Annotated in this window: 14 protein-coding genes and 1 tRNA gene; 10 read left to right on the forward strand and 5 right to left on the reverse strand. The window is 62.3% G+C overall.

Annotation, left to right across the window (positions count from 1 at the left end):
• Positions 1 to 135: 135 nt before the first annotated feature.
• The gene (locus tag AC1RNA_RS13405; protein ID WP_492951424.1) at positions 136 to 1,131 is read right to left on the reverse strand and encodes an HlyD family secretion protein; all 996 of its coding nucleotides are present in this window, start codon (positions 1,129 to 1,131) and stop codon (positions 136 to 138) included.
• 186 nt (positions 1,132 to 1,317) lie between these two features.
• Between AC1RNA_RS13405 and AC1RNA_RS13410 the strand changes: the two genes are divergently transcribed.
• Complete coding sequence (locus AC1RNA_RS13410) at positions 1,318 to 2,322, forward strand: SphA family protein (protein WP_492951425.1); 1,005 nt, start codon at positions 1,318 to 1,320, stop codon at positions 2,320 to 2,322.
• Positions 2,323 to 2,424: 102 nt separating this feature from the next.
• Here the strand turns inward: AC1RNA_RS13410 and AC1RNA_RS13415 are convergent.
• A tRNA-Gln gene (locus AC1RNA_RS13415) sits at positions 2,425 to 2,498 on the reverse strand.
• Between the two features lie 363 nt (positions 2,499 to 2,861).
• Here AC1RNA_RS13415 and AC1RNA_RS13420 point away from each other — a divergent pair.
• Positions 2,862 to 4,640, forward strand: a complete 1,779-nt coding sequence (locus AC1RNA_RS13420) for an ATP-binding protein (RefSeq protein ID WP_492951426.1) — start codon at positions 2,862 to 2,864, stop codon at positions 4,638 to 4,640.
• A 6-nt stretch (positions 4,641 to 4,646) separates the two neighbouring features.
• On the forward strand, positions 4,647 to 5,105 hold the full coding sequence (locus AC1RNA_RS13425; protein ID WP_492951427.1) for an MgtC/SapB family protein: 459 nt from the start codon (positions 4,647 to 4,649) through the stop codon (positions 5,103 to 5,105).
• 34 nt (positions 5,106 to 5,139) lie between these two features.
• Here the strand turns inward: AC1RNA_RS13425 and AC1RNA_RS13430 are convergent, their stop codons facing one another.
• A complete protein-coding gene (locus tag AC1RNA_RS13430; protein ID WP_048756272.1) occupies positions 5,140 to 5,763 on the reverse strand; it encodes a ParB-like protein in 624 nt (207 codons plus the stop codon).
• Positions 5,764 to 5,990: 227 nt separating this feature from the next.
• Between AC1RNA_RS13430 and AC1RNA_RS13435 the strand changes: the two genes are divergently transcribed.
• The 7 genes from AC1RNA_RS13435 to AC1RNA_RS13465 all read left to right on the forward strand — a co-directional run bounded on the left by AC1RNA_RS13435 (position 5,991) and on the right by AC1RNA_RS13465 (position 11,770).
• The gene (locus AC1RNA_RS13435) at positions 5,991 to 6,275 is read left to right on the forward strand and encodes a hypothetical protein (RefSeq protein WP_009339181.1); all 285 of its coding nucleotides are present in this window, start codon (positions 5,991 to 5,993) and stop codon (positions 6,273 to 6,275) included.
• Positions 6,276 to 6,449: 174 nt separating this feature from the next.
• Positions 6,450 to 6,731: an acyl carrier protein gene (locus AC1RNA_RS13440; RefSeq protein ID WP_002711294.1), complete on the forward strand. Its 282-nt coding sequence runs from the start codon at positions 6,450 to 6,452 to the stop codon at positions 6,729 to 6,731.
• Positions 6,732 to 6,742: 11 nt separating this feature from the next.
• The gene (locus tag AC1RNA_RS13445) at positions 6,743 to 7,210 is read left to right on the forward strand and encodes a 3-hydroxyacyl-ACP dehydratase FabZ family protein (protein WP_009339180.1); all 468 of its coding nucleotides are present in this window, start codon (positions 6,743 to 6,745) and stop codon (positions 7,208 to 7,210) included.
• Positions 7,207 to 8,406, forward strand: a complete 1,200-nt coding sequence (locus tag AC1RNA_RS13450; protein WP_492951428.1) for a beta-ketoacyl-ACP synthase — start codon at positions 7,207 to 7,209, stop codon at positions 8,404 to 8,406. The genes AC1RNA_RS13445 and AC1RNA_RS13450 overlap by 4 nt, the downstream gene beginning before the upstream one ends.
• 15 nt (positions 8,407 to 8,421) lie before the next feature.
• Positions 8,422 to 9,702, forward strand: a complete 1,281-nt coding sequence (locus tag AC1RNA_RS13455; RefSeq protein ID WP_492951429.1) for a beta-ketoacyl-ACP synthase — start codon at positions 8,422 to 8,424, stop codon at positions 9,700 to 9,702.
• Between the two features lie 112 nt (positions 9,703 to 9,814).
• The gene (locus tag AC1RNA_RS13460; protein WP_492951430.1) at positions 9,815 to 10,837 is read left to right on the forward strand and encodes a zinc-binding dehydrogenase; all 1,023 of its coding nucleotides are present in this window, start codon (positions 9,815 to 9,817) and stop codon (positions 10,835 to 10,837) included.
• Positions 10,838 to 11,770 (forward strand): lipid A biosynthesis lauroyl acyltransferase, encoded by a 933-nt coding sequence (locus tag AC1RNA_RS13465; protein ID WP_492951431.1) that lies wholly within the window; start codon positions 10,838 to 10,840, stop codon positions 11,768 to 11,770.
• Positions 11,771 to 11,776: 6 nt separating this feature from the next.
• On the opposite strand, the gene AC1RNA_RS13470 is transcribed toward AC1RNA_RS13465, so the two are convergent.
• Together AC1RNA_RS13470 and AC1RNA_RS13475 are read right to left on the reverse strand one after the other, a co-directional pair.
• Entirely contained in the window at positions 11,777 to 12,868 is a 1,092-nt protein-coding gene (locus tag AC1RNA_RS13470) for a polyamine ABC transporter substrate-binding protein (protein WP_492951432.1), read from the reverse strand.
• A 10-nt stretch (positions 12,869 to 12,878) separates the two neighbouring features.
• Entirely contained in the window at positions 12,879 to 14,030 is a 1,152-nt protein-coding gene (locus AC1RNA_RS13475; protein WP_492951433.1) for an aminotransferase, read from the reverse strand.
• Between the last annotated feature and the right edge of the window lie 5 nt (positions 14,031 to 14,035).

The raw sequence follows: 14,035 nt of genomic DNA on the forward strand, positions 1-14,035 counted from the left end.
AGAGGCTGAGATACTTAGCCGAAGAGGCGCGCGACATGATCGCAGGGAATCGACGCTGGCGCAGTCGGCCATGCCGCTCCGGAAAGCGAAGCCTCTGTCGAATCCAGATCGGAGACTCCGCCAAGCCCCTCTCGGCTAAAACGGATTGATGTAATTCGTAATCGCGATCTGGCGCAGCAGCACCTTGCGAATGATATGCGCCGACTTGATGTGATCCGTGAAAATCGCCGCGGCGCCTGCGCTCCCTGCGGGAAGATCCTCGGCGACGGCTGCATCGTTCAGTCTGATCCGAACAACAAGCGGCCCGGCCTGAATGCCTTTCGGCGTCACCGCAGTGCCCGAGACCTGGACCTGTCCCGCCGAGATTGCCTGCAGCACCGTTTCAACCTTGCCGGTGTAGACTTGTCCCGGCCGAAACTTGAAAGTGACTTCGACCGGCTGTCCGGCCTTCAGATAGCGCGCGTAGATCTGATCAATCTCGACGCCAATCAGCGTGTCGCTGGTGTCGATAAAGGCCATGACGGGCGACAACGGCAGATTGGAAACCCGCGCGCCCTTGCGCAGCGCGACGTTGGTGACATAGCCATCGCTCGGCGCACGCACGACAGTCTTGTCCAGATTCCATTTCGCACCTTCAAGCTGTGCCTTGAGCTGGTCGACTTCCGACTGCCGCTGCTGCACGTCGAACGCGCGGCCCGAGTCGCGTTCAAGCAATTGGGTCATCTGCGCGAGGCGCAACTCCGAAAGCTTCAATTGCGCTTCCAGCGCACCTACCTGAGCCTGGTAAGGAACCGGATCGATCTTGAACAGAACATCTCCTGCCTTCAGGCGCGTGTTCGGCTCGACCGGCACATCGATCACCTCGCCGGCAACATCCGGCACGATCGCAATCGATTGCCTGACAACCAGCGTTGGCCCCGACGGCGCGCCCCACCCCATCGGAATGAACAATCCGAACATCAGCAGGCATAGCACCAGAAGCGGCGACACCTTCCAGAACAGATTGAAACGGACGATGTGCAGCTTCACCAGTACGAACAGCAGCACCAGATAGACGTTAACCCGGGCGACGCCATGCGGAAGCGCAGGCCTCACAGCAAGTACAGATATCCCGACCACGAGATCGTTCACGAAGACAATATCCGCGATATATATCGCCTATTCAGCATCCATGCTAAGATGAAGCATAAGTGGGCACGGTTCCCTTGAGTGAAAGGTACAAATAAATCTGTCTCGATGCGATGGACTGTGCGACGTTGAGACCACCACGAAGATTCGGCGCGCGTTTTTCAAAAGACAGGCGCCATGGGGGCAGCGATGAAACGATCCTTGGTCAGCTCGCCGCGCTTATTCGGATTGATCGTCGGCGTCATTGCCTTTGCCGGTGTATCGAACAATTCAGCGCATGCCGATGAAGGCGGCATCAGCTTCTGGCTTCCGGGAATAAATGGCAGTCTGGCTGCCGCACCGGGCGCTCCCGGCTGGTCCTGGGTCACGCTCTATTATCACACGTCGGTCGATGCGAGCGGAAGCAAGGCCTTCACGCGCGGCGGCGCGGTCGTCGCCGGCCTCAAGGGACAAGGCGACCTCGCTATTTTCGGCCCGACCTACACATTCGCAACGCCTTTTCTCGGCGCGCAGGCCGCCGTCAGCCTTCTCGGCGTCGCCGGCAGAAATCAGGCGTCGATCGATGCAACGTTAACCGGCCCTCTTGGCAACACCATCTCCGGCCATCGCACCGATGCATTGGTTGATGTCGGCGACGTCATTCCGCAATTCACGCTGAAGTGGAATCAGGGCGTCAACAATTTCTTGTGGTACGGCACCGGCGACGTTCCGGTCGGCTCCTATCAGAAGGGACGCCTCGCCAATCTCGGTATCGGCCACGGCGCGATCGACAGCGGCTTCGGCTACACCTACTTCAATCCGCAAACCGGCAACGAATTCTCTGCCGTGCTCGGCGCCACTTACAATTTCAAGAACACCTCCACGCAATATCAGAACGGCGTCGATCTCCATCTGGATTTGGGCGCGTCGCACTTCGTCACGAAGCAATGGATGATCGGCCTCGTGGGCTATTACTTCCAGCAGGTGACCGGCGACAGCGGTTCGGGAGCCGTGCTGGGAGATTTCAAATCCCGTGTCGCAGGTGTCGGCCCGCAGATCGGCTACCTGTTCCCGATCAATGACATGCAGGGCTACGTCAATGTGAAGGCTTACAAGGAATTCGCCGCCGAAAACCGGCCGGAAGGCTGGAATGTCTGGCTGACCTTCCAGCTCTCACCGAAGGCTCACGAAAAGCCGATCACCACGAAGTACTGACACGGCATCCGGCTGCGAATATCCGCGTTTCGCGACAAGGATCGCGTGAGAGACTGCAATTGTTCTGAATTAGCGAGGAATTGTGGAAGTTTAAGCCGGTGATGGCTGGGGAACCTGGATTCGAACCAAGACAAACAGAGTCAGAGTCTGTTGTGCTACCGTTACACCATTCCCCAATGCGTTGCCGGCACAGGACGCAGGGCGTCTCAAATCGGCCGGCAAATCGCGATCGCGGGGTGGATATAAAGTGCGAACGGGCGGCGGTCTACCCCTTTCCGCCCGCCATCCCCACGGTATGGAACCACCGCCCTCCTTCGAGACGGTAAACAATGTATTTAAGCCGTGGCAGCCGCCCGGCTCCTGGCGCCATTAGATAATGGCGACAAAGGCTGCAAAATCGGCACCGGAGACGCCGAGCCCCCGAAAGGGCGGCAGTTCGGCCTGCCCAAACCCGACCAAACTCCGCTATCCCTTAACAATTTCTGCAACATGGCGGGCGCATAGTTGGCCGGAAAACAGGTCTCCGAAGCCAAACTCACATGCTGAATCCGCCCGTTCCCCAGATCGCCGCCCTTGGCCGTGTCGTCTCCGTGCGGGGCTCACAAGCCCGTATCGGTGTCATGGCCAGCCCCGAGGTGACGCCCACCACTCTGCACGCCACCGTCGGCCAGTTCTTCGGCATCCGGAGCGCCCGGGCGACCATCGTCGCGATGATCACCGAGATGTCGCGCGAGAACATCGACATGCGCGACAACCATATTGCCGTCGCGTCGGTGGACCTGCTGGGTGAAATCTCGCACGAAGGCCGCTTCCAGCGCGGCGTCACGTCCTATCCGACCATCGGCGATGCCGTCGACATCCTGACGACCAACGAGCTGCGCACCATCTACACGCCCACGGGCCGCGATCAGGTCAACATCGGCGCGCTACAGCAGGATTCGGCGATCTCGGCCTACGTCAACATCGAGGAAATGCTGAGCAAGCACTTCGCCGTGCTCGGCTCCACCGGCGTCGGCAAATCGACCAGCGTCTCGCTGCTGCTCAACGAGATCCTGCTGGCGCGGCCGAACCTGCGCGTCTTTCTGCTCGACGTGCACAACGAATACGGCCGCTGCTTCGGTTCGCGCGCGCAGGTGCTGAACCCGCGCAATCTCAAATTGCCGTTCTGGCTGTTCAATTTCGAGGAGTTCGTGGACGTTCTGTTCGGCGGCCGTCCCGGCGTGCCCGATGAAATGGAAGTCCTCTCCGAAGTCATCCCGATCGCCAAGGCGACCTATCTGCAATACGGCAACTCCGACCGGCACGGATTGAAGCGCTCCGAGCCGCGCGCCTCCGGCTTCACGCCCGATACGCCGGTGCCCTATCGCCTGGTCGATCTGATCTCGCTGATCGACGAACGCATGGGCAGGCTGGAAAATCGCTCCTCGCGCATCACCTATCACAAGCTGATCCAGCGCATCGAAGTCGTGCGCAACGATGCGCGCTACAGCTTTATGTTCGAGAACGCCAATGTCGGCGGCGACAGCATGGCCGAAGTCATCAGCCACCTGTTCCGCCTGCCCGCCAACGGCAAGCCGATGACGGTGATGCAACTCGCGGGCTTTCCCGCCGACGTGGTGGATTCCGTCGTCTCGGTGCTGTGCCGCATGGCATTCGATTTCGGCCTGTGGAGCGACGGCGCCTCGCCGCTGCTGTTCGTCTGCGAGGAAGCGCATCGTTATGCGTCCGCCGACCGCACCATCGGCTTCGGCCCGACCCGCAAGGCGGTCTCGCGCATCGCCAAGGAAGGCCGCAAATACGGCGTCTATCTCGGCCTCATCACCCAGCGTCCGGCCGAACTCGACGCCACCATCCTGTCCCAGTGCAACACGCTGTTCGCCATGCGGCTCGCCAACGAACGCGACCAGGGGCTGCTGCGCTCCGCCGTCTCGGATGCCGCCGCCAACCTTCTGTCCTTCGTGCCGTCGCTCGGCACCCGTGAAGTGCTGGCGTTCGGTGAAGGCGTCGCGCTGCCGACGCGGCTGCGCTTCAAGGAAGTGCCCGCGCACCAATTGCCGCGCAGCGAAGCGACAATTGCGACCACGCCGATATCGGACAACGGGCACGACATCAATTTCGTCAACTCGGTGGTCGACCGCTGGCGCGGCTCCACCACGCATCGCGACGCACCGAGCGATCCGCACGTCTCGGATCGGTTTGCCGAACGCATGGGCGATCGTCCGCTGCAACGGCTGGTCGATTCGCCGATGTTGCAGCCGACTTCGCCGCTGGGTCTGGAACCGGACCGCTATTCGCTGCTGAAGAAGCCGCTGCGGTAGCAAGCCATGATCGCCTGGGACGACATTGTGCTGCGGCTTGGGGTTGCGACGCTCGCAAGCGCCGCGATCGGCCTCAATCGCGACCTGCACGGCAAGCCAATCGGCATGCGCACGCTTGGCCTCGTCGGCCTAGCCTGTGCCGCGGCCGTCATCTTCGCCATGCCGATATCCGGCGAAGCCCGGATTTCCGATGCAACAAGCCGCGTCATCCAGGGCATCCTCACCGGCATCGGCTTTCTCGGCGCGGGTGTCATCGTTCACGCCGAAGTCGCCGGCCAGCACAAGGTCCACGGCCTGACGAGTGCCGCCTGCGTCTGGTTCACCGCCTGCGTTGGCGTGATCTGCGGCGCGGGCGAATGGCGGCTCGTCGCCGTCGCGCTCGCCGTGGCGCTCATCCTCCTGATCGCGGGCGGCCCGCTGGAGCGGACCCTGCACCGGCTACTTTCAGGCGAAAAGCCGACTTAAGCGCATCACCTTAGCCGTCACGGCAACACTCTGCTCAATTATCGTCGGCCGGTCCGCACCAGCCCGGCAGGTAGATCGCGTCCTTGCTCTTGGCGAGCGCGAGAGCCTTTTCCATCGCCTTCTCGAAATCCTTGTCGACGACCTTGCGCACCAATCGCCGCCGCAGAAAATCCGCCCACAGGAATTCGCTGAACGGCGTCGTGTCCTTGGCAAAACCTCCCACGCGCCGAAGCTCGCCGGCGAGACTGCGGAACGGATCATCCTTCAGCTTGCCGACATTCTTCGGCAAATCCTTGTAAGGACGCCGCTCTCCGTTCTCGTCGTAGGGATAGACCCAACGGTGATTGTCGAGCACGACCCAGAACGCCTTTGGGTCCACCATGGTCAGGTCCGCAATCACGCTGACCAGCACATCCTTCTCGCCCTCTTCATGAAGTGCTCGCGCCAAGTGATGGTGATCGATCACATAATTCATCTTGTCAGGCCCGACCACGACAGGGATCTGGTGCCTGCCGAGCAGTTTCGCGCGCTTCCTGTCATCGTGTTCGCGCCAGCGCTTCCGCTTTTCCTTCACCTCCCGCATTCCGACCGTCATCTGGGTCGGGCGCAACGACATGATCGGCACCGGCTCAAGCACCGGCTCGCGCTTGATGACCATCTTGATCCTCCTTCGGCTCGTCCCTCGCAGGCGATGGATCGCAATGTTGCCAGTTCATCCATTTTGTGAGGAGCGACAGCGGATCACTTGTGCGGCATCGGACAATCGAATTGGTATCCCCCGAATGGGTCGCCACGGCGCCTTGTCCCGATGATGATGCAGACCTATCCTGAATGACAGAAGCAACCGGACCCTGAGCCGGACTCTGAAGGCGAGACTTTAAAGACATGGCGCGTCCGCCTGATTTTCCCGACAGTGAGCGCCGCGTGGTGAAATTCAGCCCGCGACCGGCCAAGCCTGCGCCTTTGTCTCCCCAGCAATCCCCTGCGCCGGAACCGGTCGACTATCGTCAGCGGATGTGGGCGAATCTCGCCGCGACCGTGTTTGCGGTTGTCCTGATCGCGGTCGGCGTGTGGCTCGTCACCAGCCTCAATCACATGCGGCAGACGCAGGATTGCATCATGATGGGCCTGCGCAATTGCGGGGAAATCGACACTTCGCCCCATAGTTAGGGCCAAAACGCCTTCGTGAGCCGCCCGGGAGGGCCGTCTCGCCGCCATTGAACTCATCGCCCCGCTCCGTTATACGAACATTTGCTTCGGACGTGCCGATGGGGGTGCGCTAACCGGGCCGTGCTCTCCTTTGCGCCGATCGGCGTTTACCGAGAATAATCAAAGGCTTAATGAATGTCTTCTACGTTCGATCAGGTCGCCACGATCATTGCTGAAACCTGCGATATCCCGCGCGATACCATCACGCCGGAAAGCCACGCGATCGATGATCTCGGCATCGACAGCCTCGACTTCCTCGATATCGCGTTCGCCATAGACAAGGCGTTCGGCATCAAGCTGCCGCTGGAGAAGTGGACGCAGGAGGTCAACGACGGCAAGGCGACGACGGAACAGTACTTCGTCCTGAAAAACCTCAGCGCGCGCATCGACGAGTTGGTCGCCGCCAAGGGCGCCTGACGCGCACGCCCATGCGCCTCGAATATTTCCAGATGGTCGATCGCATCGTCGATCTTAATGTCGGCGAGCGCCGCATCACCGTCTCCGCGCAGGTGCCGCAGCAAAGCTCGATCTTCGAGGGCCACTTCCCCGGCTATCCGCTGATGCCCGGCGTGCTGCTGATCGAGACCATGGCGCAGACATCGGGCTGGTTGCTGATCGCGATGTTGAAGTTTGAACGCATGCCGTTCCTCGCCTCCGTCAAGGAAGCCAAGATGCGCGATTTCATCAAGCCGGGCGAACCGCTCACCGTGGACGCGCATGTCGTCCATGACGGCTCCGGTTTCGCCGTCACCGCCGCTAAGATCAGTGTTGACGGCAAGCTGAAATGCAATGCGGAACTCACCTTCCGCCACACCCCGTTTCCCAACGCAGATTTGCGTGGCCACATGGAACAGATGGCCCGGCAGATCGGCTTCCCCGGACAGGCCACGTCATGAGCAACACCTCTTCAACCCGTGAGGTCTGGATCACCGGCATCGGTCTTGCTTCGTCGCTGGGCGAAGGCCTCGACCAGCATTGGGACGCGCTCGAGGCGCGCAAGGTCAATGTCGACGAAGCGACTTTCGCGCCCTACCCGGTGCATCCGATCGTCAAACTGAACTACGACGCGCAGATTCCGAAGAAGGGCGACCAGCGCCAGATGGAAGCCTGGCAGCGGATCGGCACCTACGCGGCCGGTCTTGCGCTCGACAGCGCGGGCCTCAAGGGCAACACCGACATTCTCTCGCGCATGGACATGATCGTTGCCGCAGGCGGCGGCGAGCGCGATCTCGCCGTCGATGCTGCGGTCATCAACGATCAGGCGCAGGGCAACGCCGCCCCCGGCACGCTGAACGAGCGGCTGATGAGCGACCTGCGTCCGACACTGTTTCTGGCGCAATTGTCCAACCTGCTCGCGGGCAACATCTCGATCGTGCACGGCGTCACCGGCTCCTCCCGCACCTTCATGGGCGAGGAAGCGGCCGGTACCGATGCCTTCCGCATCGCGCTTGCGCGGATCGTCTCCGGCCAGAGCGACATCGCACTGGTGGGGGCCGCGCATAATGGCGAGCGCAAAGACCTGCTGATGCTCTACGAGTTCGGCGACTTCGCATTGAAGAACAAGTTCGCTCCGGTCTGGGCACGCGATGCAAGCCATTCCGGTTTCGCGCTCGGCTCTGGCGGTGTCTTCCTCGTGATCGAATCGAAAGACCACGCGCAGGCACGTGGCGCCAAGCCGTTCGCGCGGCTCACGCATGTCGTCGCGGATCACGCCCGCCGCTCGACGCCGGGCAACATCACCGCCGTGCTCGACGGCCTGTGGGCGAAGCTCGGTGCAAAGGCGGATGCGCCGATCCTCACCAGCGCGACCGGCGCTGCTCAGGCCACCGATGAAGAACGCGCCTTCCTGAAGAAACATGCAGGCGCGCCAGTGCGTGCGCTCGGCACCTCGTTCGGCCATCTCATCGAGGCCCAGTTTCCGCTCGGACTCGCGCTGGCCGCGCTGTCGCTGTCCAGGGGGAAATTGTTCGCAGCCAACGATACGACCGGCCTTGAGGTTGAAACTACCGCCTCCCCCTCCCAGATTGTCGTGGTCAACACCGGACACTGGCGGGGCGAAGGCATGGCGCTGGTCGAATCTGTTCCGGCCTGAGATCGGAGAACCCGCATGACCGCAGCGAAAGACAAGTTCGGCCGCCCCACCGTCGTCGTCACCGGCATGGGCGTCGTCACCTCGCTCGGCGCGGGCAAGGCCGAGAACTGGAAAAAACTCACGGCGGGCGAATCCGGAATCCGCACCATCACCCGCTTTCCGACCGACGGGCTGCGCACCACCATGGCTGGTACCGTCGATTTCATTCCGATCGAGCCGTTCACATCCACGGCGCTGTCCGACAAGCTCGCGGACCTCGCCACCGAGGAAGCGGTGACTCAAGCGGCCATCGGCAGCAAAGGCGATTTCCCCGGCCCGCTGTTTCTCGCGGTTGCGCCCGTCGAAGTCGAATGGATGGCGCGTCTTGAAGCCGCGCGCGCGACCAGCGCCACATCCGGCATCGACTACGACGCTATGCTCAAGGTCAGCGGCGGCGGTAAGTTCGCGGGCTTCCACAAACGCTTCCTGTTCGGCTCCGTTGCCGACCATCTGGTCGAACGCTTCGGCACCAAGGGCTCGCCGATTTCGCTCTCCACCGCCTGCGCATCGGGCGCGACCGCGATCCAGCTCGGCGTCGAGGCGATCCGCCGTGGCGAGGCCGATGCCGCGCTGTGCGTTGCGACCGACGGCTCGGTGAATCCCGAAGCGCTGATCCGCTTCTCGCTGCTCTCGGCTCTGTCCACCAACAACGATCCGCCGCAGGCCGCCGTGCGCCCGTTCGCGAAGAACCGCGACGGCTTCGTGATGGCGGAAGGCGCAGGCGCACTGGTGCTGGAAAGTTATGAAGCCGCGACCGCGCGCGGCGCCAAAATTCTGGGTGTGCTGGCCGGTTGCGGCGAACTCGCCGATTCCTTCCATCGCACCCGCTCGAGCCCCGACGGCAAGCCGATCATCGGCTGCGTGCGCAAGGCGCTCGACGATGCGGGCATGAGCGTCGAACAGATCGACTACATCAACGCCCACGGCACCGGCACGCCGGAAAACGACAAGATGGAATATCTCGGCATCTCGACCGTGTTCGGCGAACGCGCGACGCAGGTGCCGGTCTCCTCTAACAAGTCGATGGTCGGGCATACGCTGTCCGCTGCTGGCGCGGTCGAAGCGGTGTTCTCGCTGCTGACGCTCGAGCACCAGCGCATTCCACCGACGATCAATTACGACATCCCCGACCCCGCGATCCCCTTCGACGTGGTGCCAAACACGGCCCGCGACGCCAAGGTGACGGCGGTGATGTCAAATTCGTTCGGCTTTGGCGGCCAGAACGCCTCGTTGATCCTGACCCGCGAGCCTATTTAAGTCTCTGGCGTATAAAGTCTTTCTGACCGGTTGACGCGGCCGCGCCAAGCGGCGATACCTCGTTCATTCCCAAGGTTCACTCCCAAGGCTGATTTCTTTCAGGACGCCTCCCATGCGCGCGCTTACCCTCGTTGCCGACCGCCAGTTGACGGTCGTCGAAATGCCTCCGCCGCCGCCACCGGCGGAGAACGAGGTGCAGATTCGCGTCCGCGCGGTCGCGCTCAACCATATCGACGTCTGGGGCTATCGCGGCATGGCCTTCGCCAAGCGCAAGATGCCGCTTGTCGTCGGCGCGGAAGCCTCCGGCGAGATCGTCGCGACCGGCAAGAACGCCACGCGCTTCACGCCCGGCCAGAAGGTCGTGATGTACGGCGCGCTGACCTGCGGCACCTGCAAGGCCTGTCAGGAGGGCCGCGACAACCTCTGTGAAAACGTGGCGGGCATCATGGGCTTCCATGTCGACGGCTTCGCGCGCGAGCTGATGAACCTCGACGCGCGGCTGGTCATTCCGGTGCCCGACAGCGTCAGCCTGCGCGACGCGGCCTGCGCGCCCATCGCCTTCTCGACCGTCCAGCACATGCTGTTCGACAACGCCAAGCTGCAACCGGGCGAGACCGTCCTCGTTCATGCCGGCGGCTCCGGCATCGGCACGGTCGCGATCATGATGGCCAAAGCCATCGGCTGCACGGTCATCACCACGGTCGGCAGCGACGAAAAGATCGAGGGCGTGAAGGCGCTCGGTGCGGATTACGTCATCAACTACCGCAAGGACCGCTTCGAGGGCGAGACGCGCAAGATCACCCGCAAGAAGGGCGTCGATGTCGTGTTCGAGCATGTCGGCGCGGACACCTTCAACGGCTCGCTGCTATGCCTGAAACGCGGCGGCCGCCTCGTCACCTGCGGCTCGACCTCCGGCCCCACCACTACGATCAACCTGATGCAATTGTTCCAGCAGCAGTATCGCATCATCGGTTCGTTCGGCGCCTCCATGCGCAATATCGCCGAGAGCCTCGACAAGATGGCGCAAGGCATCAAGCCCGTGATCGATACCGAGGTCCCGGTCGAGAACGTGGAGAAAGCACTGGAGCGGATGGAAAGCCGTCAGGTGTTCGGCAAGATCATCGTCACGCTGTAAATGGCGCACCTCGTCCTCCGCTCGAAGATCATTCTCCGCAACAAATTCGTCGCGGCGAAAAATGCCGTGATCGGTGCGGCGGCGGTCGGGCTGCTGCGCGCCACACGACATTTCGACGCCGTGAAAACCGGCGATGTTTTCGCGAAGATCACGCGTACGATCGGCCCGTGGTGGCCGGAGCATCGTGTCGCGCACGCCAACCTTGTCGCGGCGTTTCCCGAAAAATCACCGGAGGAGATCGACGCGATCCTCGCCGGCGTATGGGACAATCTCGGCCGCATCGGCGCCGAATTCGCCCATCTCGACCATATCTGGAAATACGATCCGGCCACCCCCGAAAAGAACACCGTCGAGTTCGGGCCCGGCACGCAGGAACGCTTTGCGGAGCTGAAGAACGACGGCAAGGGCGCGCTGATCTTCGCAAGCCATCTCGGTAACTGGGAGCTTCCCGCACTGGCCGCTGCAACCCACGGCCTCGACTCCGCCGTACTGTTCCGCCGCCCCAACATCGCCGCCGCCGACCGCGCGATTCAGGAATTGCGCTCGGTCAACATGGGCGAAATGATCGCCACCACGCATGACGCGCCGATCAAGCTCGCCGCAGCTCTGCAACGCGGCCTCCATATCGGCATGCTGGTGGACCAGCATTTCGGGCGCGGCGTCGATGTCATGTTCTTCGGCCGGAGGGTGAAGGCCAATCCCCTGCTCGCCCGTCTCGTCCGCCGGATCGATTGTCCGGTTCATGGCGTGCGTGTGGTGCGGCTGCCGAACCGGCGATTCCGCGTCGATCTCACCGAGCGGATCGAGCCTGCGCGTAATGAATCAGGCGAAGTCGATATTCAGGGCACCATGCAGCGCGTCACCTCGGTGATCGAGGGCTGGGTGCGTGAGCATCCCGAACAGTGGCTGTGGCTGCACCGCCGCTGGCGGTGACGGCAATCACCGCCCCGTCTTCACCTTTGTCCATAACCGGTTGATGGCGCGCTGCATCGCGGGCGCGCGCGCGGTGATGATGAACAGCCGCTTCATCGTCGCCTCGTCCGGATAGACGCCGCGATCATTCAACACTTTCGGATCGACCAGTTTTTGCGCGGCGAGATTGCCGCTGGCATAGCCGAGGAAGCTCGAATTCTTCGCCGCGACGTCCGGGCGGTAGAGGTAATCGATCAGCGCGTAAGCCTCGTCGACGTTCTTCGCATCCGAGGGAATGGCGAGGTTGTCGAAGAACATCTGCGCGCCCTCCTTCGAGATCGCATAGGCGATTTCGACGCCGTTGTTCGATTCCGCTGCCCGCTTCTGCGCCTGCTTGATATCGCCGGACCAGCCGACCGCGAGGCAGATTTCGCCGGTGGCGAGCGCGCTGAGATATTCGGACGAATGGAATTTGCGAACATAAGGACGGATTTTCGCGACCGCCTCCGCCGCCTTTTCCAGATCCTCGCGCCGCGTCGAATTTGGATCAAGACCGAGCCAGTTCAGCGCGGCGGGCAGAATGTCGTCGGCGGAATCCAGCATATGGATGCCGCAATCCTTGAACTTCGCGATCTTCTCCGGATTGAAGATCGTATCCCAACTGTCGATCACGGCATTGGGACCAAGGATCTTATGCACGGCGCTCACATTGTAGCCGATGCCGGTGGTGCCCCACATGTAATTGACCGCGTACGTGTTACCGGGGTCGTATTGCGCGAGATGGTTCATCACCTCGGGCCAGGCATTCTTGAGGTTCGGCAGTTTCGACTTGTCGAGCTTCTGGAACACACCGGCGACGATCTGGCGTTGCAGGAAATATGCCGTCGGCACGACAAGGTCGTAGCCGGACTTGCCCGCGAGCAGCCGCGTCTCCAGCGTCTCGTTGGCGTCGAACGTGTCGTAGACCACCTTAATGCCGGTTTCCCCGGTAAAGTCCTCCAGCACGCCGGGCGCCATGTAGCTCGACCAGTTGTAGAAGTTCACCACGCGCTCGGCCGCCTGCGCGGACGAAACAGTCATCGCGGCCACGAGCACAAGCAAGAGCTTCGCAATTTTCATCGCTGTCTCCTTAGCTTCGCAGCACGCGCGACAGGCGCTCCAGCGCCGTGTCAATCGTCGCGTCCGATTTGGCGAAGCAAAGCCGCACCACGGACTTCACCGCATCATCCTCGTAGAACGACGAGACCGGAATGGACGCGACCTTGTGCTCCACCACAATGCGCTTGCAGAAATCCTCATCGGTCTCGTTGAGGCCAAGTGGCGCGAGATCGATGTTGAGGAAGTACGTCCCCTGCGAAGCCAGCACCGGAAAGCCGATGGACTTCAAGCCATCCGTCAGACGGTCGCGGCTGCGCTGCAGATCGCGCCGCATCTCGTCGAAGAAGCTATCTGGCTTACCTAGCCCGTAGGCCACCGCCACTTGCAAATTCGGCGCGGTGGTGAAGGCCAGAAACTGATGCGCCTTGGCCAGCACGCGCAGTAGCTTTGGCGCGGCGCAGACGAACCCGACCTTCCAGCCGGTGAGCGCGAAGATCTTGCCTGCCGAGCCTATCTTCACCGTGCGTTCGCGCATCCCGGGGATCGCGATCAGCGGAATATGCGCGCGGCCATCGAACACGATGTGCTCCCACACTTCGTCGCAGATCGCGACCGCATCGAATTCCTGGCAGAAGCGCGCCAGCAGTTCGAGGTCCTCGCGCGGGTACACCACCGCCGCCGGATTGAGCGGGTTGTTGAAGATCACGAATTTCGTCTTCGGCGTGAATGCCGCGCGCAACGCGTTCTCGGTGAGCCGCCAGTGCGGCGGCTCCAGCCGGACGAGGCGCGGAATGCCGCCCGCGCGGCGGATCAGCGGCACATAGGCGTCGTAGAACGGCTGGAAAACCACAACCTCGTCGCCTTCGCCGACAAGACCGAGGATCGCACCCGCGAGAGCCTCGGTCGCGCCCGAGGTCACCATCACCTCGCTCATGGGATCGAACGCAACACCGTGCCAATGCGCGTAGTGGTCAGCAATTGCGGCCCGCAACTCCGGCAGGCCCATCATCGAGGGATACTGATTGTAGCCGTTCAGCACCGCGTCGGCGGCCTTGCGGCGGATGTCCTCCGGCCCCGGCGCTTCGGGAAAGCCCTGCCCGAGGTTGATGGCATCGTGGTCGCGCGCGAGCTGCGACATCACCTCGAAAATCGTCACCGGAAGATCGGAGAAAATCGTGCTCATATCGC

This window comes from Afipia sp. GW821-FHT14H12, assembly GCF_058803465.1.